This window comes from Butyrivibrio sp. Su6 (genome assembly GCF_900108105.1).
Taxonomy (GTDB): domain Bacteria; phylum Bacillota; class Clostridia; order Lachnospirales; family Lachnospiraceae; genus Butyrivibrio.
In genome coordinates, this window is record NZ_FNUR01000002.1 from 32,274 (window position 1) to 50,276 (window position 18,003).

11 protein-coding genes are annotated in these 18,003 nt (G+C 41.5%); 10 read left to right on the plus strand and 1 reads right to left on the minus strand.

The genetic code is table 11. From position 1 onward, the window contains the following. Positions 1-67: 67 nt before the first annotated feature. The 3 genes from C4S54_RS02495 (at position 68) to C4S54_RS02505 (ending at position 5,201) form a co-directional block, all read left to right on the plus strand. On the plus strand, positions 68-1,564 hold the full coding sequence (locus tag C4S54_RS02495) for a family 43 glycosylhydrolase (RefSeq protein WP_103868126.1): 1,497 nt from the start codon (positions 68-70) through the stop codon (positions 1,562-1,564). Beyond that, a complete protein-coding gene (locus C4S54_RS02500; RefSeq protein WP_103868127.1) occupies positions 1,564-2,454 on the plus strand; it encodes a hypothetical protein in 891 nt (296 codons plus the stop codon). Before C4S54_RS02495 ends, C4S54_RS02500 begins: the two co-directional genes overlap by 1 nt. Positions 2,455-3,311: 857 nt before the next feature. Further along, the gene (locus C4S54_RS02505; protein WP_160110654.1) at positions 3,312-5,201 is read left to right on the plus strand and encodes a sialate O-acetylesterase; all 1,890 of its coding nucleotides are present in this window, start codon (positions 3,312-3,314) and stop codon (positions 5,199-5,201) included. Positions 5,202-5,205: 4 nt separating this feature from the next. Here C4S54_RS02505 and C4S54_RS02510 read toward each other — a convergent pair whose 3' ends face one another. Continuing rightward, positions 5,206-6,093, minus strand: a complete 888-nt coding sequence (locus C4S54_RS02510; protein ID WP_103868129.1) for an AraC family transcriptional regulator — start codon at positions 6,091-6,093, stop codon at positions 5,206-5,208. Between the two features lie 91 nt (positions 6,094-6,184). Here C4S54_RS02510 and C4S54_RS02515 point away from each other — a divergent pair, with 91 nt between their 5' ends. The 7 genes from C4S54_RS02515 (at position 6,185) to C4S54_RS02545 (ending at position 17,869) form a co-directional block, all read left to right on the plus strand. Continuing rightward, a complete protein-coding gene (locus tag C4S54_RS02515; RefSeq protein ID WP_103868130.1) occupies positions 6,185-8,170 on the plus strand; it encodes an alpha-glucuronidase family glycosyl hydrolase in 1,986 nt (661 codons plus the stop codon). A gap of 201 nt (positions 8,171-8,371) precedes the next feature. Next, complete coding sequence (locus C4S54_RS02520) at positions 8,372-9,319, plus strand: ABC transporter permease (protein WP_103868131.1); 948 nt, start codon at positions 8,372-8,374, stop codon at positions 9,317-9,319. A gap of 43 nt (positions 9,320-9,362) precedes the next feature. Next, a complete protein-coding gene (locus C4S54_RS02525; protein WP_022772446.1) occupies positions 9,363-10,247 on the plus strand; it encodes a carbohydrate ABC transporter permease in 885 nt (294 codons plus the stop codon). Positions 10,248-10,374: 127 nt separating this feature from the next. Beyond that, positions 10,375-12,093 (plus strand): extracellular solute-binding protein, encoded by a 1,719-nt coding sequence (locus C4S54_RS02530; protein WP_103868132.1) that lies wholly within the window; start codon positions 10,375-10,377, stop codon positions 12,091-12,093. A gap of 185 nt (positions 12,094-12,278) precedes the next feature. Continuing rightward, positions 12,279-14,402 carry a glycoside hydrolase family 3 C-terminal domain-containing protein gene (locus C4S54_RS02535; protein WP_103868133.1) on the plus strand — a complete coding sequence of 708 codons (2,124 nt, stop codon included), beginning with the start codon at positions 12,279-12,281 and terminating at the stop codon, positions 14,400-14,402. A gap of 161 nt (positions 14,403-14,563) precedes the next feature. Continuing rightward, positions 14,564-16,042, plus strand: coding sequence for an L-fucose/L-arabinose isomerase family protein (locus tag C4S54_RS02540; protein WP_103868134.1), 1,479 nt, complete (start codon positions 14,564-14,566; stop codon positions 16,040-16,042). 120 nt (positions 16,043-16,162) lie between these two features. Beyond that, positions 16,163-17,869, plus strand: a complete 1,707-nt coding sequence (locus tag C4S54_RS02545) for a GH25 family lysozyme (RefSeq protein ID WP_103868135.1) — start codon at positions 16,163-16,165, stop codon at positions 17,867-17,869. Positions 17,870-18,003 lie beyond the last annotated feature (134 nt).

Genomic DNA, 18,003 nt, shown 5'->3' on the forward strand with positions numbered 1-18,003 from the left:
ATTAATTGTTGATAAGGCAGAGGGATTTCTTAGTGGAGGAGTTTCCTCTGCCTTTTTTGGAGGGTGTATGAAAAAAACATGTCGTTTAGCTATTTCTTCTTTTATTCTTACATTATTTATGGTTTTGGTGGTTCCTTTAAATTGTTTCGCGGCTACAATTAACAATGATTGTTTTTGGAAAGATACTCAAGGAAATAATATTTACTCGCAGGGTGGAGGAATATTTAATTTTGGTGGTACCTATTATTGGTATGGTGTTGAATATAACGGAGCAATTACTTATGCTAGTAATCCATATAGAAAAAATTCCGACACGTCATTTGCGGCTGTTACATGTTATAGTTCGCATGATCTTGTGAATTGGACCAAGGAAAATGATGTTTTAACTAGTGTTACTCCAGGACTTGAGGGATGTGAGTGGTTAGGAAGGATGGGAGTAGCATACAATGCTAATACAATGCAGTATGTTCTTGTAACACAATTTGTTGGAAATAATGGTACAGGGGTATTGTTTGCAACAAGCGATACTCCAACAGGAGACTTTGCATATCATCATATACAAGACAAAGTGAATATCACAGATGGTAGTAGTGTTGTTACTGGAGATCAGACAGTTTTTATTGATGATGATGGTAAGGCATATCTCGTATTTTCTAATTCTGGTGGAAGAGGAAATACATATGTGGCAAAATTGAATGAAGCAGACTATTTATCGATAGACTCAGGCGTATGCGTTGCACGAAATAAAGTTGGTAGAGAAGGCAACTGTATGTTTAAGCATAATGGTAAGTACTACATTTGCTCTTCTGACCTACATGGATGGAATGCATCAGCTACTCACTACATTTATTCAGATTCTATTCAAGGACAATATACTACAGATCAAGTTCTCGAAGGTTCACAGTATGATTACAGCCACGTATCTCAGTCAGGATTCTTTGTTACAATTGGTAATACTGTAATATATTGCGGAGACAGATGGTCAGATTTTGCAGGGAACGGGTTGGGTTACAACCAATGGTGTCCTTTAAGCTTTAATGGAGATATTCCTTATTTCAATTCTTTAAGTAGTTGGGATTTTGACATTAGTACAGGGAGTTGGAGTGTTGCACCAGAAAATAATTATATATATAATCCCAGCTTTGAAGCAGATAGAGTATCTGTTAATGCTCTAACTGGTTGGAATACTTGGTGCAGTAAAACATCTTCATCTACAGCCATAAGTAACCTAAATAAGGGTAGAACTGGAACTTGGTGTTTAAACTTTTACGATGCCAATGCATATAATGTTAGTGTATATGAAAATCTTTCAGTTCCTAATGGGACATACAGATTGTCAGCTTATGTTAGAAGTAGCGGTGGCCAAAATGCAGCTACACTCTATGCTAAGAATATGGGAACAGAAGAAAAATCTGCTTCTCTCGCGAGATCAATGGGAGATTGGACTGAAGTGATAGTAGATGACATCGTTGTTAATAACGGGAAAATCCAAATAGGGGTATGGGCAGACTCTAATGCGGGAAACTGGATAAGGGTTGATGACCTCTGCTTGATAAGACAGTGATGGTCACCAGTAAGGATATATTAAAACTTAGTAATGATCACATATCGGTGTCAGTTATTCCTAAATTGGGCGGAAAAATAATATCTTTTCATAGAAATGATAACAACTTTGATGTGGTAGCATGTAAGCAAAGGGAGTACAGAACAGTTGATGCCGGCGGAAGATTTGAGGAATATGATCGTTCCGGATTAGATGATGCGTTTCCGAACATTGATCCAGAGGAGTATATTTGGAATGGAAAACACATAGATTATCTTGATCATGGTTCTATATGGCGTAGCAAAATGCATATCGATACTATTGGCGGCGATTATTTGGAATTAAGCTACATAAACAGAGATATTCCGTTTCTATATAAGAAGTCTTATAAGCTAAATAATAACTCGCTAATTATCAGGTATCATATAGAAAATCTTGATGAGCCTTTTCCTTGCTTTTGGACTTTTCATGGTTTGCTAAAATATGCTCCGGATGTAGAAATAATTTATCCTAAGGGAATCTCTAACATAGAGAATGTATTGGAGAATTCCATGCTAGGAGAAAAGAAAGAATACAATTATCCATCATACGAATATGATTTTAATCATCCTTTGAAATATGAGCCGAGCTACATGATTAAGTATTATGGACAAGAAATGACGGAAAACGGACATTTTTGCATTAGGTGGCCGTCAAACGGAATTACACTTGATATTGATTATGATCATAAAATATTATCTTGGATAGGCGTTTGGGTAACTGTTGGCGGTTATTATAATGATTATAATTTTGCTGTGGAAATGACAAATGGGTATTATGATAGCATTAGTAGGGCGGTAAATAACAAAAAGTATTTCTTATTAGAAAAAGAGTTGGATTTTGAAATCAAGTTATCATTAAGCAATGTATAGCCTTCCGTCCACCATTAGTCCCCCAAATGTCCACCTTAAGTCTATTTCAAGGTAATTTTGGACGTGATATCATTAAAATGTGCCAAGGAATGAACGAAACGGAATTCGGTTCATTCCCTGGCTTTTCTTTTTGCTATAAGGACAAATTAGTAAAAATCTTAGGTGGCTGGAAGCTTTAAAAAGCGCTATATGCCCAAAGCAATTTCTATTGTTTGGCAATGCAAATTGGATAAATGGTGAGATTAACTGAGATGTAGGATAAAAGCGAAAGAATTATAATACTTATCCTCGTATTCTATCCAAGCCGATTTTCAGAGACGTGGGATAAAAAGCGCAAAAATCAAGCATTTATCCTACATCCTCTCCTACATCGGTTCCTATCTCCAGATTGTCACAGTGAAATGAGCATATAGCCCGGCACACTCTTGAAAGTAGCCACTCCTACTGTTCCTGGATTCAGAGCCAGAGGCAATTAAAACCAGCCACACCGAAGGTGCTTGCCATTGACGGAGGCGGAGGAAAACGCTACAATGCTGAATTCGACGGTGCATGAATCTAACTACTGTTCCCATCATCCTCACCGTCGGCTCGAAGACAAGAGCGTTTTCCTCAGGGTCAGTCAATGGTGGCGTACGCAGCCACAATCTATACTTTATAAATGATCATCGTATCGTTCCCATTACCTACAATAGATTTTCATCATATGGTTCTTTCTATATAGAAAGAACTTATAATAAAAGAATACTCACGCCACCCGCGTAAGCAATAACTGGGGAGTTATTCGCACTTATAATGAGGTAAAAAAATGCGTGCACAAAGTATAATCAAAATAAATATAAATGGGAAAGGTTATGATCATGTCTACGCTTAGATTACCGCGTTTATTATCTGACGGAGCAGTTATTCAGAGAAGAAAAAGTATTCATATATGGGGCTGGGATGAGCCCGGAACAAAGGTTACAGCGACACTTGAGAAGGATCAGGTTAGTGGGGAAACAGATGCAAATGGAAGATTCGATATCTATCTTCCGGCACGCGAGAGCGGTGGCCCTTACGAACTTGTAGTAAGTGATGATAAGGGTGAGAAAAAGGTTGTAAAGGATGTAATGCTTGGACTTGTCTGGTTGTGCTCAGGTCAGTCCAATATGGAACTTCCACTTACAAGATGTAAGGATCAGTACCCTGAAGTCGTAAAAAACGACGTGAACAACAGAATACGTACATTCAAAATCGTTGAGGAGACTTCTTACAGCGGACCTTTAGAGGAGCATCACACAGGTAGCTGGACTGAAGTTAAGCACGAGACAATTATGGATTTTTCCGCTGTTGGGTACTTTTTTGCCAAGCATCTTCAAAAGCTTACAGGCCAGACCATAGGAATAATCAATGCAAGCCTTGGTGGCTCAAGGATTTTTGGCTGGATGGGCAGAGAAATGCTTGAGGGTTATGATGAGCTCTTGGAAGAGGCTGACAGATATGCAGATAAAGAGTTCTACGATGGACAGATTGCCAAGAATATAGCAAACGGCGACGCATGGAGAAATACTCTTTATCAGAAAGATGAAGGAATAAAGAACAACTGGCAGCTGGAAAGCACAGATGACAGTGACTGGAAAACCTTTGAAGTTCCGGGATTTTTCAAGGGAACTGAGCTTGATGGCTTTATAGGCTCTGTGTGGTTTAGAAAGAAATTTGATCTGCCAAAAGAACTTGCGGGAAAGTCAGCAAGGCTCTTTATGGGAACAATGGTAGACAGCGACACTATTTTTATAAACGGGCAAAAAGTCGGTGAGACTGCTTATCAGTATCCACCACGTAAGTACGATATTCCTGAAGGACTTACAAGAGAAAAGGATAACGAAGTAGTTATAAGACTTTGTGTGGAGAACGGTCTTGGAAGATTTACTCCGGAAAAAGAGCTAAAGATCTTTAATCAGGATGCGACCGTTTATATGAATGGTACTTACAAATATAAGATTGCTGCAGAGTGCGAACAGATACAGCCTACAGACTTTGTTAACTGGAAAGCGACAGGTCTTTTCAATGGCATGACAGCTCCCTGCAAAAACTATCCTATTGATGGTGTGGTTTGGTATCAGGGTGAGTCAAATGTTGAGAGAGATGAGGACTATGCGGATCTTACTAAGAGAATGGTCCTTGGATACAGAAAGCTTTGGAATGATGAGAACCTTCCTTTCATTGCAGTTCAGCTTCCAAACTTTGTAATAGACCAGCTTCCTTGCACGGATGATTGGGGAAGATTCAGACTTGTTCAGAATAGGATACTGGATATTCCAATGACCGGACTTATTGTTACACTGGGACTTGGAGAGGATAATGACCTTCATCCTACGGTAAAAGAGCCTATTGGAGAGAGAATGGCTCTCTGGGCAGCTCATATGAAGTATGGCTGCGGCGCAGAATACAAAGGACCTGAAATTGAGAGTGCAAAGATTGTCACAGAAGATGATGAAGCTTATGCTGAGATAAAACTAGCTCATACTGCGGGACTTAAAGTTGCTGATGAGGGCAAAGGATACGAACTTCTTGATTTTTATATCGAGAATGAAGGAGGCACTTCGCAAAAGGCAGAGGCAGCTCTTTTGGGAGATAAGGTATTAGTTAAGATAGATAAAGGTAGCAAAAAAATAAAACTCAAATGGTGCTGTGAGAACACTTACCACGGCGGCCTTATCGAGAATGAAACAGGCACGCCACTTGCACCATTTGAGATTACAGTAGAATAATTATTTATGATTTTAAGTCCGCGCCTGCTCTGTAGAGCTTGCGGTACTCCGTAGGTGAGCAGCCGTTGGTGTCTTTGAACACTCTGTTAAAGGTTGAAAGACTAAAGAATCCTGACTGCATGGCAATGTCCATAACGGAGAGATCTGTGTCACCTAAAAGTTCCTGAGCCATGAGCACGCGGCGCTTGGTAATGTACTGATAACAAGAGATTCCCATGTAAGACTTAAAGAGTCTTTCAAAGTGAAATTTGGAAAAGCCTGCAATCTCAGCAAGCTGCTCAACACTAAGGTCATCTGACCTGTGGGAATCGATATAGTTTGTAACAGAAACAAGCTTGTCGATGTTCTTGCGCTGAGGGTCATCATTTACAACAGCCGATGGAACATCATTGGGATGCATGCTTCCTATCTGGGCGAGAATAAGAGTTACCAGTGAGTAAACAGATATATGAAGGAACTCATCGCTTTCACCATAAAGCCTGTCTATTTCCCAGAAATAGTTCTGAAGACGGGCGTCCTCAAGAGGATACTCATTCTGCTTGATGTGAACATAAGGCGGAAGAGTTTTGAGAAGAGGAACAAGTGATGAAACCTGAGAATATCCACCGATATCAAAAAGAAGAATCAGTTTTTCACCGCCTGGAGTATCTGAGAGATATTCATGCAGGGTTCCGGGTGCTATAAGCACAATGTCTCCGGGGTTACAGCAGATCATGGACTGCGTGTCGTTATGAAATTTGATATTCAGTGTGCCGGAAACAATAAGAATAAGTTCAACTTCGTTGTGCCAGTGCAGAGGATATTCTGAAAGCGTATTGTGATATAAAAGAACACCTTTTAAGGTGTCATAGAATATGTCTTCACGGGCCTGTTCATTGATGTCACTTATCATGTTAATAACGCTCCTTATCTAGGAAACTGCAATATTACGTTGACTATTTTATCATAAAAGAAGATTTTTAGGAGAAAGGATTTTAACTAAAATGGGGAATAAAGAATGGACACAGCTTTGGCTTGGTTATAAGAATGTAAGTAATGATAACAAGACTGTTAGCTGTGAAGTGGTAGGGTTTAACAAGGATTCACAGGTGATAAAGAGTGCGCTTTGTGAACTCAAAAGTGGATTAAAGGGAATTGTATCAGATGAGGTTGTGGATAACGCAGGCTCTTTTGACATTGCTCTTACTATTAAAAAAGAGGATGCCATCGCAAAGGAAGGCTTTAAGCTTGAGAGCGATGCCTCATCTGTAAGCATTTCTGCATCAGATGATAACGGTGCATTATATGGAGCCTTTGAACTATTAAGACAGCTCTCCTGTGGAAAAAAACTTTTTGAGATCAATGTGGAAAAGACTCCATCCAACCCACTTCGAATGATGAACCACTGGGACAATATGGATGGCAGCATCGAAAGAGGTTACTCAGGACAGTCTTTCTTTTTCGAAAATAAAGAGATCGTGGTTGATGAGAGAACCCGTGACTATGCAAGATTCATGGCAAGCATCGGTATCAACGGAATTGTCATTAACAACGTAAATGTTAAGGATGCAGCAACTTACCTTATTACAGACAGATATTTTGACAAGGTAAAAGAGTTGTCTGAGGTATTTGCAGATTATGGAATAAAGACATATCTGTCCCTTAATTTCGCTGCACCTATAGAACTTGGAGGCCTTGAAGTCTGTGATCCTCTTGATGCAAATGTTATAGGCTGGTGGAAAGAGAAGGCAAAAGAAGTATTCGGAAAGCTTCCGCATCTCGGAGGATTCCTTGTAAAGGCTGACTCAGAGGGAAGGCCCGGACCATTCACATACGGAAGAACACAGGCAGATGGCGCAAATATGCTGGGAGATGTAGTTGCTCCTTATGGCGGGATAATCATTTGGAGATGCTTTGTTTACAACTGCACTCAGGATTGGAGAGATTACAAGACAGACAGAGCAAGAGCCGGATATGATTACTTCAAGGATTTTGACGGAGCATATCATGACAATGTTATCCTTCAGATAAAGAACGGTCCTATGGATTTCCAGATCAGAGAGCCTATTTCTCCACTTATTGGTGGACTTACAAAGACCAATCAGATGCTGGAAGTTCAGATTGCACAGGAATACACAGGACATCAGATAGATCTTTGCTATCTTATGCCAATGTTCAAGGAGGTTCTTGGATTTAAGACCTACTGTCAAAAAGAAAATGATACTGTTGCAGATGTAGTGAGCGGAAGAGCTTTTGGTAATAAGCTTGCAGGAATGGCAGCAGTTATCAATACCGGTAATGACAGGAACTGGACAGGAAATTATCTGGCAGCAGCAAACCTGTACGGTTTCGGAAGACTTGCCTTTGACACGGAGCTTTCCTCTGAAGAAATAGCAAGAGAGTGGATAAGACTTACATTTGCCCTTGAAAAAGTGGATGAAGATAAGCTTACAGATATGCTCTTAAGATCTCGCGAGATATATGAAAAGTACACAAGTCCTCTTGGAATCGGCTGGATGGTTACACCACATGATCACTACGGCCCAAGCGTTGATGGATATGAGTACTCAAGATGGGGCACATATCACAGGGCAGACCACCTGGGAATCGGTGTTGACAGATCAGACAAGGGAACAGGATACGCTCAGCAGTATTACAAAGAAAATGCTGAAAAGTACAATGATCCTGAAAAATGTCCTGAAGAGCTGCTTCTTTTCTTCCACCACATTCCATATACATGGAAGCTCAAAACAGGAAAGACACTGATCCAGCACATTTATGACAGCCATTTTGAAGGCGAAGCAGAGGCTGAAGAACTTTATGAAACCTGGAAGAGTCTTGAAGGAAAGGTTCCTTCAGAAGTATTTGAGAATGTCTCCCACAGGTTCGAACTGCAGATCTACAATGCAAAAGAGTGGAGAGATCAGGTGAACTCTTACTTCTATAGAAAGAGTGGTATTTCTGACGAGAAGGGCAGAAAGATATATTAAATATAATAAAAGCTGGTAACTGCATGGACAAAACCTACAGTTATCAGCTTTTTGAATTTGTGCACTGTGCACAAAGCGCGCATTTATTAGTAAGTGATAGTCAATATTTGATAGGAATATCTGACGTCGATAACTTACAATAAGAGAGTAGAAATTGTGCAATATTTCTATAAAAGAATATAGGGGTTTTAGGAGGAGTTTATGAGCAGAACCAAAACACAGAGGAAGGGGAGTAATCAGTCCTTTGGTGTCTACATCAAGCGCTACTGGCAGTTATACGTTCTTCTTGCTCTGCCAATCATCTATCTGATTATTTTCAAGTACATTCCAATGCTTTACATCATGATCGCTTTCAAGAAATACAGCATTGTCCAGTCTATCTGGGAAATGCCATGGGCCAAGAATCATGGTATGGAGTACTTCATCAAAGCATTTAGTACAAAAGATTTTATCAATTCTTTGAGAAACACAATTGTTCTTAACCTTTTTGATCTGGTTATCGGATTCCCAATACCGATCATATTTGCTCTTATTTTAAATGAGCTCAGATTTAAAATGTTCAAAAAGACAGTTCAGACTATTGCATATATGCCTCATTTCCTTTCATGGGTTATTATCTATGGTCTTGCACTTCAGCTCTTTACACCTACAGATGGTCTTGTAAATATGGCTATCAAGGCATTTGGAGGAGAGCCTATCCCATTTCTTAATGATCCTGCACACTGGGTTGGAACATATATCGGCCTTGGTGTATGGCAGAGTTTTGGATGGAACTCAATCATATATCTTGCTGCTATTGCAGGTATTTCACCTGAACTTTATGAGGCAGCCAGCGTAGACGGTGCCGGACGTTTCCAGAAGATGTGGCACATTACACTTCCGGGAATCAAGCCTACTATCGTAGTTCTTTTGATAATGGCTCTTGGTAATATCATTGGATCAAACTTTGACAGACCATTCGCACTTCAGAACAACCTCGTTATGAAGTATGCAGAAGTTATCTCTACATATGTATATAAAGCTGGTATTAAGGGACTGCAGTTCAGTTTGACAACTGCAATAGGTCTTTTCCAGTCAGTAATAAATGTATTCTTCCTGCTTGCTGCCAACTGGCTTTCACGTAAGCTGGGTGAGAGAGGAATCTGGTGATATATTGCTGGCAAGCGCATAATTTTAAAGGAGAATATATAAAATGGATGAAAGTAGAACTATAAGATCCACCAAAACACAAGTTGGGGATTGGGTTTTCGTTTTTATATGTGTACTTATAAGTCTTATCTGTGTAATTCCTATGATCAACCTTTTGGCAAGATCACTTTCAGGTACAGACTTCCTTGTAAGGCATGAAGTATATCTTTTACCTAAGGGACTTAACTTTGACGCTTACAAGACAGTTCTTGGTGATGTGAAATACATTCACGCATTTGTATGGACAGTAGTTTTGACAGTTATATGCACAGTCTTTTCACTCTTTATGACAACGATCTGTGCATACCCATTGATCTTTGAAAACTTAAAAGGCAGAGGTATTATCAATATCTTTATCACAATTACAATGTTCTTCTCTGCAGGTACTATTCCAAACTACCTGCTTATGCAGAAGATTGGCTTCCTTGATAATCCTCTGGTACTCATCGTTCCATATTGTATGAGCGTTTACAACATGATCATCATGAGAAGTTTCTTCTATGGAATACCTGAGTCACTTAGAGAATCAGCCGAGATTGACGGAGCATCATACTTCAGGATCCTTTGGTCAATTTACATTCCATTGTCAAAGCCTGTTCTTGCAACACTTGCTCTTTTCTATGCTGTAGGACGTTGGAATGGTTATTCAGATGCTCTTATGTTTATGAAAAACAAGGATTTCTATCCTTTGCAGCTTCTTCTTTACAATATTCTGAATAACATCAATTCAGTAGAAGTTGCTACACAGGAAGGTTTCTCAGCACCTGGTCTTAAGGATTCACTTAAGTCTGCAATAGTTATGTTTTCAACTATTCCTATTTTGTGTATTTATCCGTTCCTTCAGAAGTACTTTATCCACGGAGTTACTCTTGGAGCGGTAAAAGAATAAGCTGAGAGAACCTGATGAGGTTTTTTCGAATCTGGTTCGAACGTGTTCTGGCTCACACGTAGTGTGAGAGCAGAACTTCCTTAGTTAACTCCCCCTTCGGGGGCAAAAGATAAATGGAGGTTATGTTATGAGGAAAAAGGTATTATCTATGTTACTTGCATCTGCAATGACTCTTTCACTTGCAGCATGCGGTAGCCAGGGCGGTGAACAGGCCGCTGAGAGTGCTCCAGCAAACGCTGATGCACCAGCAGCTCAGACTGAGACAACTCAGGCTGACACAGCAACAGAACCAGCAGTTGCTTCAGAACTTACAGATGGTAAGTTCGCAGACACAAGACACATCACAGTTGAGGTTTATGACCGCGGTAACGACGGCGGATCAGACCCAACAAACAACGTGTACACAGACTACATCAAGAAGGGAATGCTTGAGAAGCACAACGTAGAAGTTGAGTTCGTAGCAGTTCCTCGTTGGACAGAGGTTGATGAGATCAACAACCTTCTTGCAGGCGGAACAGCTCCTGACGTATGTGTAACTTATTCATATCCTACAATCAAGACATACGCTGACATGGGAGGCGTTCTTGATCTTAGACCTTACATCGATGATTACAAGGATGAACTTCCTAACCTTTGGACATGGCTCGGTGAGTCAAATCTTTACTGGGATTCAGATCCTGAAAACGGCCAGACATGGGCTGTAGAAGCAAAACTTGCTAACATGAACAGAATCCTTACATTCGTTCGTAAGGACTGGCTTGATAAGCTTGGTCTTGCAGAACCTACAACAAAGCAGGAGTTCCATGACATGCTCGTAGCATTCAAGGACAACGCAAGCGAACTTCTTGGAGCAGACGCTGACAAGATGGTTCCTTATTCAGTTTCTTACGATGTAGGTTGGAGAGCTGGTACTCTTATCGAGTCTTTCATTGACCCAGCTATCTCTGACAAAGAGTTCTATGTAAACGGCTTCGATGACAGAAAGCTTACACAGAACGGAACAAAGGAAGCAGTTAAGCTTCTTAACCAGTGGTACAACGAAGGCCTTATGTGGAATGACTTCGCTATCTATGGATCAGGCGACACAACAGAAGATGACATGATGAAAGCTGGTTATGTTGGCGCATTCACACACAACTGGGATTATCCTTTCAGAAACGGTGAGGATTCAATCCAGGCTAACCTTAAGAGACTTGTAGGCGAAGACGCTAAGTACGTAGCAATCGATCCATTCGAAGACAAGAACGGAACACACAACAAGTTCCTTGCAGGCCCTATCGATCGTAAGATCTTCTTCCCTGCAACAAACGATGAGCCTCTTGCATCAATGCTTTACCTTGATTTCATCTCAGATCCTGAGACAATCCAGTTCTTACAGCTTGGTGAAGAAGGTGTTACATGCAACAAGCTTGATGACGGTGGATATGAGATCGTTGCTGCAACAGGCGATGCAATCCAGAACTCTGGTATGAACATTGACTACACAATCACATGTAATGGTCTTCACCTTACATCTGATGACCTCACAGAGAAGACTCTTGCTCATTCATATGCAGGAATCGATGTTGAGGATGTAATCAAAGCTAACGAGATTGCTAAGACAGATACAAGAGTAGGTATCAACGTTAAGACTGGTGATATCGAAGCAGAAGGCGGCGTAGGCGATACACTTTCAGCTAAGAGAGATCAGATCTATGATCAGGCTATGAGCGCAAGCGTAGATGCATTCGAATCTGTTTGGGATGAGGGTGTTGCTGATTACCTTGGTTCAGGCGGACAGGCTATCATTGATGAGAGAACTCAGAAATGGGAAGCTACATACGGCGATGCTGAGAACATCAGATAATTAGTATTGGCAAAAGAAATTTTGAGCAGCTGTCACTTAATTGTGGCAGCTGTTTTTTGCATATAAAAATCTGCGTGTAACTAACAACAATAATTAAGCTAATAAAGGCAAAATATGGTAAGAAAATTAAATGCTCCACCTATACAATAAATATGGTAAACAAAAGAATCTTAAGGGGTATAGCTATGAATAGACAAGAAGCAAGAAAGCGCGCCAAAGAGCTTGTTGCTAAGATGACAGTTGAAGAGAAGGCATCTCAGCTTCGCTATGACGCACCTGCTATTGACAGACTTGGAATCCCTGCTTACAACTGGTGGAACGAGGCTCTGCATGGGGTGGCAAGAGCCGGTACAGCTACCATGTTTCCGCAGGCAATCGGTCTTGCTGCAGCTTTTGATGAGGAGCTGATGAAAGAAGTCGGTGAGATCATTGCAACAGAAGGAAGAGCCAAGTATAACGAGCAGTCTAAGAGAGAAGACAGAGATATCTACAAGGGCCTTACTTTCTGGGCACCAAACGTTAATATTTTCAGAGATCCAAGATGGGGAAGGGGTCATGAGACCTATGGAGAGGATCCATTCCTTACAAGCAGCCTGGCAGTTCCTTTTGTTAAGGGAATTCAGGGTGATGGAGAGTATATGAAGGCAGCTGCGTGTGCCAAGCACTTTGCTGTTCATTCAGGCCCTGAGGGAGAAAGACATTTCTTTAACGCCAAGGCATCCAAAAAGGACCTTGAAGAGACCTATTTACCTGCTTTTGAAGCTTGCGTAAAAGAGGCCGGTGTAGAGGCAGTCATGGGTGCTTACAACAGAACCAATGATGAACCATGTTGTGCAAATAAGCCACTTATGGTTGACACACTCAGAGGCAAATGGGGATTTGAAGGCCATTTCGTATCTGATTGTTGGGCAGTAAAAGATTTCCATGAGAATCACAAGGTTACAAAGAGTCCTGAAGAGTCTGCAAAGCTTGCGCTTGAAATGGGCTGTGATCTTAACTGCGGATGTACATACCAGAAAATTATGAATGCCTACAGAGCAGGTATTTTAAGTGAGGAGACTATCACTACTTCCTGTGAAAGACTCTTTACAGCAAGATTCCTTTTAGGCATGTTTGATAAGACAGAGTATGATGAGATTCCTTTCGATGTTGTTGAGTGCAAAGAGCACCTTGAAGTTGCACACAGAGCAGCAAAAGAGTCAGTAGTTCTTTTGAAAAACAACGGAATCCTTCCTCTTGATAAGAGCAAGATAAAGACTATCGGCGTAGTTGGACCAAACGCAAACTCAAGATTGTCACTTATTGGAAACTATCACGGAACAGCTTCAAGATATATCACTGTTCTTGAGGGGATCCAGGATAAGGTTGGAGAAGATGTCCGCGTTCTTTACTCAGAGGGCTGCGATATTTTCAAAGACAATATAAGTAACCTATCTGATCCTAACCTTCCTGACAGACTTTCAGAGGCTAAGGCAGTTGCAGATTACTCAGATGTAGTAGTTGTTGTGCTTGGGCTTGATGAGAACCTTGAGGGTGAAGAAGGCGATGCAGGAAACCAGTTTGCATCAGGCGATAAGATAAACCTTAGCCTTCCTCTTCCACAGAGACAGCTTCTTTACTCAGTACTTGAGTGTGGAAAGCCTACGATCGTCATCGATATGGCCGGAAGTGCAATAGATCTTTCAAAGGCTCAGGATGATGCAGATGCAGTTCTACAGGCATTTTATCCGGGAGCAAGAGGCGGAAAAGATGTAGCCGATATCCTCTTTGGTGATGTATCACCTTCAGGAAAGCTTCCTGTTACTTTCTACAAGTCAGCAGATGATCTTCCTGACTTCAAAGATTACTCAATGAAGAACAGGACTTACAGATACTTTACTGGAACACCTCTTTATCCTTTTGGATATGGTCTTACATACGGCGACTGCTATGTTAAGCCTGACAACCATTTACATATGGATAATGGTAGTGAACCTGATACATTTGATGCAGAGCTTACTGTTACAGTAGTAAATGATGGTAAAGTAGACACAGACGAAGTTGTACAGGTTTACATCAAGGATCTTGATTCTGAGTTTGCCACAACTTATCCACGTCTCTGCGGATTTAAGAGAGTACATGTTAAGGCAGGCGCAGAAACAGAGGTAACAATAAAGCTTGATAAGAAGGCCTTCACATCTGTTAATGAAGATGGCGAGAGAAAGGTATATGGCAAGAACTTCAGAATCTATTTTGGAACACAGCAGCCTGATGCCCGTTCTGAGGAGCTCACAGGACATAAGTGTGCAAGCTTTGATGTTAAGTTGTGACATTGATTGCGTACAATATGAATAAAAAAGTGAAGTGTTTTTCTACATTTTGCAAGATTGTATTTTAGTCATCAATGACAGATAATATTTTAGATACGAATAAAATAATTAGGGGAAAACAATATAAGTTTTAAGCGTTTTACGCGAGAAAGGGGATTTTTATGATTAACATTCCAGAAGTAAAAATTGGACTTGTTGCAGTAAGCCGTGACTGCTTCCCAGCATCACTTGCTGTAAACAGAAGAAAGGCTTTGGCTGAAGCCTACAAGAAAGCGTTTGGGGATAAGGACGTTTATGAGTGCCCTGTATGCATCATCGAGAGCGAAGTTCAGACACTTGAGGCTCTTGAAGATGTTAAGAAAGCAGGATGTAACGCTCTTTGCGTATATCTTGGAAACTTCGGACCTGAAATTTCAGAGACACTTCTCGCTGAGAAGTTTGACGGACCTGTAATGTTCTGCGCAGCTGCAGAAGAGTCACAGGGCGACCTTATTGATGGCAGAGGAGATGCATACTGCGGTATGCTCAACGCAAGCTACAACCTTCACCTTCGTGGAGTAAAGGCATACATTCCAGAGTATCCTGTTGGAACAGCTGATGAGTGCGCAAAGATGATCAACGAGTTCGTTCCTATTGCAAGAGCAATCGTTGGACTTAGAGACCTCAAGGTTATCAGCTTTGGACCTCGTCCTATGAACTTCCTTGCTTGTAACGCTCCTATTCAGCAGATCTACAACATGGGTGCAGAGATTGAAGAGAACTCAGAGCTTGACCTCTTCGAGAGCTTCAACAAACATGCCGGAGATCCTAGAATCGCTGAAGTTAAGGCAGATATGGAAAAAGACCTTGGTGCAGGCAACAAGAAGCCTGAAATCCTTGAGAAGCTTGCTCAGTATGAGCTTACACTTCTTGACTGGATCGAAGAGCACAGAGGCGGCAAGAAATATGTATGTATCGCTGGTAAGTGCTGGCCTGCATTCCAGACACAGTTTGGATTCGTTCCTTGCTACGTAAACTCAAGACTTACAGGTCGCGGAATTCCTGTATCCTGTGAAGTAGATATCTACGGCGCAATCAGTGAGTTCATCGGAACATGCATCAGTAACGATGCTGTTACACTTCTTGATATCAACAACTCTGTTCCTGCTGACATGTATGAGGAGAGCATCAAGGGCAAGTTTGATTACAAGCACACAGATACATTCATGGGCTTCCACTGCGGAAATACATGCACAAGCAAGCTTTCAAGCTGCGAGATGAAGTTCCAGAGAATCATGGCTAGAAACCTTCCTGAAGAAGTTACACAGGGAACACTTGAAGGCGATATCATTCCTGGTGATATCACATTCTACAGACTGCAGAGCACATCAGACAACCACCTTCGTGCATATGTAGCTCAGGGTGAAGTTCTTCCTGTAGGAACAAGATCATTCGGCGGTATCGGTGTATTCGCTATTCCTGAGATGGGCAGATTCTACAGACACGTACTTATTCAGCAGAACTTCCCTCACCATGGTGCTGTTGCATTTGGTCACTTTGGAAAGGCTCTTTACGAAGTATTTAAGTATGTTGGCGCTGAGACAATTGGTTACAATCAGCCAGCATCACTTCCATACCCAACAGAGAACCCATTTGCGTAATGTATAGGGTATAGCAGATTGACAATAGAAGCCACTTTGGAGGTTGCTCCAAGGTGGCTTTTCCTTTATAATTAAAATGTTAAGAGTTTTGTAAAAAAGTTGAAGGGGAGTTTTATTTAAATGAAAAAAGCTAGAAAAATCTTTTTTTCTATGGGATTGCTAGTAGCGGTTATAGCATTCCTATCTTTTGTTCCTGCCTTTGGAATCACAGCCGCAGCAGGAGCATCCGGCCCGGAAGTGGCAGTTGGTATCGACGTTTCTAAGTATCAGGGTGCGATCAACTGGCAGCAGGTCAGGGCAGCAGGCGTCAGATTCGCCATGATCAGAGTGGGCACAACCAAAAAAGGACTTGATGAGCAGTTTGCTAATAATATAAACGGAGCTAATGCAGCAGGTGTGAGAACAGGTGTCTATATTTATTCTTATGCGACAACACCTGAGGCGGCAGCAGCAGAAGCTAACCAGGTTTTGGCATGGATAGCTCCATATACAGTAACATTTCCGGTAGCAATCGATATTGAAGATTCCTGTCAAAAGAACTTAAGCTCAGCGCAGCTTCAGGCAATTGCCGACACATTTTGCGGCATTCTCAATGCCAACGGATATGAGACAATGGTATATGCAAGCAGAAACTGGTTTCTTAACAGGATGCCTAATGTAGCTTCTGCAAAATGGATTGCACAGTACAACTCTTCCTGTGATTATGCAGGCGAGTATGCAATGTGGCAGTCAAGCAGCCATGGTTCTTACTCAGGAATCCCTACAAGAGTAGATGTTAACCACCTTTATGTTGACTATTTTTCCAGGATAATCGGAGAAGGTTTCAACAGCTGGGGCGGACATGTATATTATTACAGCAACTACCGTAAGCAGTACGGATGGCTTAATCTTGCAAATGGCAGATACCACACGGATGAAAATGGATTTGTTCAGACTGGATGGTTCCAGGATGAAAGCGGTATCTACTACTTTAAGCCAGCTGAAGGCGGCCTTGCAGCAGTTGGATTTAATGATATCGACGGATCACGTTTTTACTTTGATGCCAACGGCGTAAGATGCACAGGTCTCCTTAATCTTGGAGAAGCCGGTGTTTATTATGCCAATGCTGACGGCGTATGCCAGAAGGGCTTTGTTCAGTTAGAAGACGGAATCCACTTCTTTGATGATAACTATGCAATGCATGTTGGACTTACACAGGTTGGAAATAACCTCTACCTCTTTGACGGAAACGGCGTAATGCTCACAGGAATGCATGCACTTGAAACAGGTAAGTACATGTTTGGAGCAGATGGTATTGCTATAAGCGGCTGGTACTCCAACGAGCAGGGACAGAGATTCTATTTTAATCCTGAGACTCACACTGCACTTGCAGGACTTCAGACTGTAGAGGGAGCTAATTACCTCTTTGGCGATGACGGAGTAATGCAGACCGGCTGGTCAGGAGATGTAGCAAGTAGATATTACTTCGGAGCAGATGGCAAGATGGTTACAGGCTGGAACGTGATAGACGGACAGTCCTACTACTTCGGAGCTGACGGCAAGATGGTAACAGGACTTGCAAAGATTGCAGACGGAACCTACTACCTTGAGCCAACAGACGGACATATGACACTTGGCTGGGTACAGACAGCAGAAGGCTGGAGATTCTTCGATGGCAACACTGGCAAGATGCTCACATCTGTGACAGTACCTCTTGATAATGTAAACTGCACATTTGATAAGAACGGAATCTTAGTTGATCCTGCAGGCTGGACACCGGGAACACCGGCTCCTGCACCAGCACCTGAGGCTGATGCTGCAGCAGTTGCTTCAACTACAGCGGGCTGATAATTATCGAATATTTAAGCGTAAATATTAAAGGCGTACATATCACATTTAATACGTGGTATGTATGCCTTTTTTGTCACCTTGTAAAAAGTCTGCTAATCACTTAAAATGTTCCTTGGAGTTTTTATAATTTG